Raw genomic sequence first — 8,604 nt, 5'->3', positions numbered from 1 at the left:
AAACACCCAGTCGATGGAGAAAAACACCCGGTTCGCCGGTCGCGCAATCACACTTGGGGCACGGCATGCTGTGCGATCCACGCATGCATGGAGACCGCCGCCGCGGCACCGGCATTGATGGAACGCACCGAACCGAATTGCGAGATGTATACCACGTCATCAGCCAGTTCCAAGGCCTTCTTTGACAGCCCCGGCCCTTCCGCGCCGAACAGCATGAGGCAGCGCTTCGGGAAACGGTAGGTTTCCATCGGAACCGCTCCGGGAACGATGTCGAGCGCGATGACGCGTGCCGCCTCAAGCTCCGCGATTTTCGCGTCCAATTCAGCCAGTCTGGCGAGCTGCACGGCTTTACGACCAGCAGTACCGGATGCATTCTCGACGCCATCAGCGACCCCAGCAACACTGGTACCTTGAGTACCGTCAACACCACCGCCAATGCCACCGGCGGCACCGGCACGTTGAATGCCATCAGCGCCATTGACACCATCAGTACCACCGACACCGCCAATGCCGTTGGCGCCAACGGCACCATCAGCGCCACCAATACCATAGGCACTGCCGACACCACCGACACCTTGAACGTCATCAGCGCCGCCAACGCCAAGCACACCGTCAACACCGTGAGCATCATCAACACCGCCGACACCGCCAGCAGATTCCCGCATATGGAAGGCGATCGCAGCGGCTTGGGAACGCGCGGCGGCGATTTCCCCCGCGATGCGCAGCCTCCAGCATTCCACCAATTCCGTGATGGAAGGATGGTTTTCGACGTGCTGATACAGCTCCGTCATCAGCGCGCCCTTGCGGTTCCACTTGTGCGGTCCGACGATATGCACGCGTCGGGCCTGGAACGCATTCGCCGTGCGCACCATGGACCCGATGTTGAAATCGTGCGTCCAATTCTCCACGGCGACCTCAAAATCATGACGGCCATGCGCGTCAAGATCGGCCTTGATGGCGCCGACCGACCAATAGCGGTATCGGTCGAGTACGTTGCGCCGATCGCCCTCGTCAAGCAGCACCGGATCAAAGCGCGCGTCATAGTTCGCCGACGAGGGGTCGTCCGGACGCGGCGTTCCGGGATGCGTCTCCGACCACGGTCCGACGCCCACCTCACGAAATACCGGTTCGCCTGACGCCTTGGCGGCGATATCGATGGGATTGGGCTTGTGCACGTTCACTCCTGCGATCGCTGATTGATGTTACTCGATTATGGGACGGATGCTCACCGATGCGGCCATGTCAGTGAAGTTCCGATTCCCTATATACTTCGACGAACGGCAGCTCCGATTCGCCGCCGCTGACGGGATTGATGACTTTGATGCTCGGATCGGTCATGTCGACGCCGCCGATCAGCGATGCGATCGCCAGCACCTGCGCGCCTTCGTTCCGCACCACGGAGAAATCGAGGCTGAGCTCGTTGCCGTTGCGCAATGTGACCAATGAGGAGGTCTGCACATACGATTTCTCGGACAGCCAGGAATCAAGCAGCACGACGCGCTTGCCGGCGATCGACGGCCCCTTGATGGACGGGTACACGAAGTCCATCACGAAACCGTCCAAATCCTCGCCGCGTGAGGCCGCGGCCTGGATCATGGCCGAGACCAGCGGCACCGCAGCCGCGGTCAACGCGCCGACCGCGTCGAAATCATCGACGGAATATCCGGCTTCCTCCAAGGCGTCGAGCAAAATGTGCCCGACGATCGACGCTCCACGATGGTCGAACGTGACGGATGACAATTCCGAGAATGGCTTGTCTTTCATTTCGCGCCGCAGCAGCGTCTTGAGCTGGTCGCGCGGATCGAGCATGGCGAAATCGACGGCGGAATCCGTCTTGGCGGCGGCACCGCCAGCCGCATCGGCAACCGGCTTGGTCTTGCGGAAAGTGTTCTCTTCGGTCATGTCTTCCAGATTATCCTTCCGGCTCGTCATTGCGATGCATGTTTCATGACCACAACGTACGCTTCCGTCATCACGATGCACGCTTCGTCATTGCGGCGCGGATCTCACCGCCGCATCTCGCGCTATCACGTCGCACGCCTGCCATTACACCTCATACACCTCGCCATTGCGACGAACGGCCCATCGGCGATCAAGAATGCGAATCATCCGCATTCCGATGAAGCCGACGAGCCGTCCGAACGGTTGCCCCCGAGATCGCTGGTATCGCAGCTGTGTCATATGGAATCGCAAAAGTCACGCGAACCATGCGCATCACATAAGCCACGCAAAACCACGCAAAACCACGCGCCGTCACGTAGACCAGCGCCGCGCGAACACAGCATCACGCAGACCAGCGCCACGCGAACGCGATATCACGCAAGCCACGCCGCAACCGCCTCATCGCACGCCATCACGCAAGCCACGCCGCAACCGCGGCATCGCACGCCATCACAAAGGATCACGCACGATGCCTGCGATGCGCCAGCAGCGCGATGCCGGCGATCAGGGCAGCCACAGCGGCAACAAGTACCCCTGCGACCGCAACGCCCGTAGCCGCGATTCCATCGCCCTTAATCCCGGTTTCAGGCGCATCGGCATTGCCACCGGCGGAGCCGGCAACGGTATCGCCGCCTGCAGTGTTGCCGCCAGCGGAGCCGTTACCAGTGGAATTACCGCCGGCGCCATTGCCTCCCGAAGCCCCCGGTTCCGGATTCACAGGCGTCGATGGGTCGGAAGGCGTGGACGGCCCGGAAGGATCCGTAGGTTGCTTCTCATCTTCGACCACGACCTTCACGGTGACCTTCTGATGCGCCGATGCCATGAGCTCTTCGTCCTGGCTCATATCGAATACCGGATACCCGTCGGAAGCCCAGTGCACGCGCCGCACGAACGTGTCGCGTCCTCCCACATTGGTGAATCCATCGGTGGCGTCGGCATATGCATGGAACACATACAGCATGTTGCCGTCCTCGTCCTCGCTCCACATGCCATGACCGGTGCCAAGCTGCATCTTGCCGTTGAACGGTCCGGACTTCTGAATCGGATAATTGAGCACATTCCAGTTATCCGGATCGGTCAGGTCGGCGTTCTCATCGGCGACGGCAAGACCTGTGGTGTAGGTCTTTCCAACGGACGAACCGGAGAAGATGAGATACGCCTTGCCATTGCGGACCACCACGTTGGGGCCTTCGGCAATGGTGACGTTCCACGCGTATTCCGGAGCGACGATGCGCACGGGCGTCGAGGTGAGACGCGCCGGATTCGCCGGATCGACGGTGGCGATGTACGTTGCGCCAAGCTGCTGCCATGCGTAGTAGCTCTTGCCGCCTGCCACGAAATACGTCATATCGAGGCTCATGCCGACATTGCCCTGCGCATCGGTGGCGAGCGCCTTGCCGTCGGCGCGCAGAATCGTGACGGGCTTCTCCCAGTTGGCAGCATCGGTCGGGTCGAGATCGTATCCGTTGGCGTCCTGCTTGAGCTGCATGTACACCGCATGGCCGTTCGTCCAGGAATTACCGTAGCCGGCCATGAACAGAATGGTCAGTCTGCCGTTGATGGTGTGAATTTCCGGAGCCCAGAAGCTGTGCATGATGGCGTTGCCGTCCGCATCGGTGTCACCGGCCTTGAGCAGCGTGTGTTCCTTGGGGTTGTATCCCTTGGTGCTGCCGGAGTTGGAGATCAGTCCGTTCGCGTCGCCGGGGGTGTCGGCGAGCGCTTCGATGGAATCGGCCATGCGGAACGGCATGTGCGGAGAACCCGCCTGCCAGGTGCAATCACCGTTGATGTCGTTGGTGGCGATCATCAGGAACTTGGTTTCGGTCACTTCCTTGCCGTCGACCAGATGCGTCCATTCCCATTTTTGCACGGATGGATCGGCTCGGTCTTCCGCGAAGGGAATCTGGTATTCGGTCTGTTTGATGGAGCCGGTGGCTTCGTACGTTCCCGCTTCGGAGGTGTCGACTTTGGAGAGATCCCAGTTCTTGATGGGCAGCGTGCCGGTCGAGCCGTCCGAATAGGAGAGCTCCGCCTTGTCGATGCCTGCCAGTGCGGTTTTGATCTCAGTTTCGGTGGCGTTCTTCTTCACCGTGATTTCCTTGGTGGCGGTGGTCACCTTGGTGTTCGCGATGCGTCCGAAGCGCACTTGGAGCTTGTCGGCCACGGTTTTGGACACGGGGATGGTCGCTCCGGAACGGAAATCGTCGATGCCTTTCACCGTGGACGCGTCCATGGCGTTTCCGTTGGCCGCGGTTCCGATGATGGTGTTTCCGAGTTTCGTGTTCTTGCCGTCGAGCGTTGCCGCCGTGGTGTATTTGGCCACCGCGTTGTCGTCCTTCCAGGAGATGACGTAGTCGCCGCTCGCGGAATCCCATGTGATGCGTGGATCGTTCACGCCGTTCGTTTCGCCGAGATCGATGATGGAACCGGAGTTTTCCGCTTCATCGTAGGAGAGCAGGTCCTTGGATGTCGCCACGAGGATGCTTCCGGTGGATTCGGCCACGTCGGTTCCGCGATTGGTGCGTACCGACACCACGCCGAATTCGCCGTTCTTCAGGTAGAAGAGGCTCGGATCCTTGATGCTGCGCGCGCAGTCCACGGTGTTCATGTTCTCGGGTTGCGCGGTGGCGCAGCGTGCGAAGAAGATGCCGTAGTTTTCGTTGTATGGCGTGTATGCGCCGTTGTTGCCGCGCAACGCGAGGTGCATGCTATGCGCGATGTCGCCGTTGTTGGCTTCGTTTTCCGAGGTCGCGTTGCGGTCGTACGCCGCGATCACCTGTGATTGGGATTCGGGAAGCACGCTGACGGTGAATTTCTTGACGACGGTTCCGTCCACGCCGTTTTTGGAGAATTTCACGGTGATGGCGCCTTCAGCGGCCTTGTCCGCGTCGGTGGTGATGACGCCATCGCTCACGGCGATGTCGCCGTCGACGGCGGTGACGTCCGCATGGGTGCCTTCAGCGGCCTTGGGCAGCGCGTCGCCGGATCGCACGACGGAGGGAATCACATAGCCGGCCGCGGCGTCGGCGAGCCTGTCGGCGTCGCTTTTATCGGTCGGATTCACGGTCACCGTGAATTTTCTGGTGGCGGTTTGCCCGCGTACGGTAGTGGTCGCGACCAGCGTCACGCTCTTCGCCGGCTGTCCCTTGGAGGGTTGGTTCACCACGCCGTTCGCCGCGATGACGGATGGGTCGGAGGAGCTCCATTCCACCGTTCCGCCGGCGGTGGGCAGGGCGATGTATTCGGCATCGACCGAGGATGGCACGTCCAGTCCGTTCAGTACGGATCCGGTGAGCTCGTCCGCGTGGATGGCCGCGTCGGCATTGCTGATCCGTGCGATCTGCTCTTCCGTCAATGCGCTGTCGTACACGCGGAAATTGGCCACGGAGCCTTTGAACAGCGTGTCGGGCCAGGGGGATCGTCCGATGGTGTTCAATGATTGGTCGGCGATGCTGGCGGGTGTCGCGGATACGTTTCCGGACGCCACGCGCCGCCCGTCGATGTACAGTCGCGCCTGCCCGTTGGAGATGCGCGCGGTGACGGACATCCACCGGTCCGCCGTGACCGCGCATGATTCGGACTGCACCAGTTGTTCGGCGCCGTTCGCTTTGATGCCGACCAAGGGGTTGCGTCCCGATCCGCAGTTCAATGACGTGAAGAAGTATTCGGTGTCGGAACTGTTGTTGCCGATGTTCCACATGAAATGGAAGTTGCCGAGCATGGTGGCATCGGCTTTGACCTCCATGGTCACGGTGGCCGACGTGGCCTTCGCCAATATGTTTTCCGGCAGTTTCACCCAATCGCCGGATCCGTCTTTCGCGCCGCCCGAGAGGGTGAGCGATTCGCCCGACCACAGTCCGTCCGATGCGTTCTGCACCGTCGCCGCGCCCAATGCGGCGTTCGGGGCGCTGTTGGCGACGGTTTTGCCGTCAGCGGGTTTTGTCGTGAAATCGTATTGCGCCACGAGATGGTCGGTGGGCACGGTGTCGGCCGCCACCGCCGTGGTGACGCCCAATGCCATGCCTGCCATCGTCATCGGCACCGCGAGCGCCGCGCCGAGCAGGCGCTTGGCCCATGTGATGCGTGTCATGTGCTGTTTCTCCTTATGTCGTTGTGAAAACCGTTGTGAAAACCGTCATGTGCGGCGATCGGGCAACGGTGGGACCGCCGATGGCGCGACGGCCCCACCGTTGCCCGGCCCGCTATCCACGTCGCCTGCGGCGAATGGCGGTCAGCGTTCCGGCCGCAGCCAGCAGCAGTGCCGCCACGGCAAGGCCCGCCACCGCGGATCCCGTGGACGTCAGCGTTCTCGCGGCCGATTCCTTCTTGGATTCCGTGTTGGCTTGGGCATTGGAGCCGTTGCCGTTCGCGTCGTTCGACGGTTGGGACGGGTCATTCGGTCCGGAAGGATCGTCCGGGTCCTCATTGGCCGGCCATGCCGTCTGCTTGGCCGCGAACACCGAGGTCTTTCCGGCTGCGGACTGCACGTCGGATCCCGCCGAGGTGAACACGTTGCCACCGACTCCGGCAAGAGTCAGCGCGTATCCGCCGACTTCGTTCGGCTGTTCGCAGACGGTGAGCGCGTAATCGCCCATCATGCCGCTGGCGTTGTTGCCGACCGTGCTGGCGGTGATGTGCAACGTCACCGTGTTTCCATCCAGGCTCCACGTGCCTTGGGCCTGTCCGGACACGGAACCGTCCGATGCGAGATCGATGTTCGCGGCATGGACGATGCCGGCGTCGGCGAGGCGGGCGCTTTCGTCGGAGACCTGTTCGGTATTGGTGGCATAGGTCCGCGTCGGATCGTTGACCACGATTTGGTAGCTGCCGCTCACCTCGTCGACCGTGTACGAGCTCTTCTGGCGGAACGCGCCGGAATATTCGTATGGCGTGGAGACCAGCCATCCATCGGGCGAGACGACCATCTGCTGCACGCGCAGCTCGTTGTCCGAACCAGTGGCGGTTTCGTTCCGCTGCCGGTCCACGAAACGCGTGTGGTACACGTTGTAGATGGAGCCGTCGTCGTCGATGTAGACTTCGTTGCCTCCTTGCGCGGCGCGGATTTCGGCGATTCCGTTATAGGATGCCGATCCAAGCACTTTCAATCCTCGATTGACGAGTTTGTTCATGCCCGATCCGCTCGAGCCGGCGATCACCGTGCCGTAGCGGGCCGAGTTGCCGTTCTGGTCGACGTACGGTCCGGTCAGGTTCTTGGAGCGGAATTCGCGGATCTGGTATCCTCCGTCGACGCCGAGTTGCCCCATGGAGACGAACAGGTACCAGTAGTCGCCGCGTTTGACGTAGCTCGCGCCCTCGCCGGAGTTGTTCGCCCCACCGGCGATCTTCCTGCCGTAGTACACGTCGGATTCGTTCTTGACGGTGCCGTATGTGGTGGCATAGTCGCGCAGACCCGTGGCCGGGTCGAGCTTCATCATCCAGATTCCGCCGAACCAGGAGCCGTAGCTCAGCCACATCGAACCATCGTCGTCGGTCTGCACGTCGGCGTCGATGGCGTTGACGCCACGGTCGTCGAGGCTGAGGTACCGTGCCGGAACCTTGCCGTCGGCGTCCAGCACGCCATCGACCTTGCCTTCGCCGCTGCCGATGTCGGTGGCGGCCACGTCGGAGTCCCGGAAGCCGGAGTAGACCACGGGGGCGACGTAGGTCCAGTCACCGTCAAGGTGGTCCGCGGTGAGCAGCACGATCATGGATTTCTGCACGTTGTTCCTGCCGCCGCCATTGAGCGACAGATACATGCACCACTTGTTCATGGTCTTGTTCCACACCACGTCCGGCGCCCACATGTTGCCGGAGATGTCCGTGTTGGCGTTGTCGTTTTGGCTGGACCATGCGGCCCATGGTTCGGCGAGGATTTCGGCGTAGTCGGTGGAGAGGTTGTTCTCGAAGGATTCCCAGTTCTTCAGGTCCTTGGACCTCAGCCATGCCCGATGCGAGCCGAACACGTAGTAGGTGTCGCCTTCCTTGACGATGCTGGGATCGTGCGCGGATGCCCGCTGGTGCGTGGCGTCCGCCAGATCCTTCACGACGTTGGCCGTATATGTCACATCGGCGAGGCTTCCGTCCTTCGATGCGTAACGCACGACGAACTTGTACGTGCCCGCCGCCGCGGCCAGCGCATCGTAGCGCACGCCGTCATCCGTCATGCCGACGGTTCCGGCCTTGGGCGCCGTCAGCAGGGCGCGGCGCGAATATCCCCGCACGGCATCGGGCTCGGCGAAGACCACCGTGCCTTCCGTGGAGACCTTGAGGGTTCCGCCATCATACGATGCGACGTCGGAGGATGTTTCGGACACCGTGACGGTCACTTCGACCGGCATGCGCGAGTCGTCCTGCGCGACGCCCTTCACGGTGAAGGTTCCAGGCTTCGCGTAGGAGCCGGCCTTCACCTCGTCCCATTCCACGGCCACGTCCTTCTGGGTGCCGTCCGCCATCGTCAGATGCGCGGTCTTCGGCAGCGTCGGCGCGGTTCCCGGTGTGGTCTGCGATTCGAGCGCGTTCACCGTGCGGACCGCGATGCTTGGCTCGTACGCTTCGAGGATGGCTTGGTATTCGGCGCGGGTGACGCCCAACACCGTGCCGTGGCGGGGACGCCCGTTATCCGAGTTGAGCGGCATCTGGCTTTCCGGCATCTTGTCGCCGACC

The 8,604-nt window shown here is 62.1% G+C and carries 4 protein-coding genes; all 4 read right to left on the bottom strand.

The window, feature by feature from the left end:
• Positions 1 to 47: 47 nt before the first annotated feature.
• Positions 48 to 1,022 carry a TrmH family RNA methyltransferase gene (locus B3C64_RS07575; protein ID WP_414632183.1) on the bottom strand — a complete coding sequence of 325 codons (975 nt, stop codon included), beginning with the start codon at positions 1,020 to 1,022 and terminating at the stop codon, positions 48 to 50.
• A gap of 220 nt (positions 1,023 to 1,242) precedes the next feature.
• Positions 1,243 to 1,902 carry an orotate phosphoribosyltransferase gene (locus tag B3C64_RS07570; RefSeq protein WP_291534865.1) on the bottom strand — a complete coding sequence of 220 codons (660 nt, stop codon included), beginning with the start codon at positions 1,900 to 1,902 and terminating at the stop codon, positions 1,243 to 1,245.
• Between the two features lie 499 nt (positions 1,903 to 2,401).
• The gene (locus B3C64_RS07565) at positions 2,402 to 6,031 is read right to left on the bottom strand and encodes a family 43 glycosylhydrolase (RefSeq protein ID WP_291534864.1); all 3,630 of its coding nucleotides are present in this window, start codon (positions 6,029 to 6,031) and stop codon (positions 2,402 to 2,404) included.
• Between the two features lie 112 nt (positions 6,032 to 6,143).
• A partial coding sequence (locus tag B3C64_RS07560) for a family 43 glycosylhydrolase (RefSeq protein WP_291534862.1) occupies positions 6,144 to 8,604 on the bottom strand: 2,461 nt, incomplete at its 5' end.

The sequence above is a fragment of the Bifidobacterium sp. UBA6881 genome (genome assembly GCA_002451435.1).
In the GTDB taxonomy this organism is placed as follows: domain Bacteria; phylum Actinomycetota; class Actinomycetes; order Actinomycetales; family Bifidobacteriaceae; genus Bifidobacterium.
Note: the sequence above shows the minus strand (reverse complement) of the source record. Positions and strands in the feature narration are given on the sequence as shown.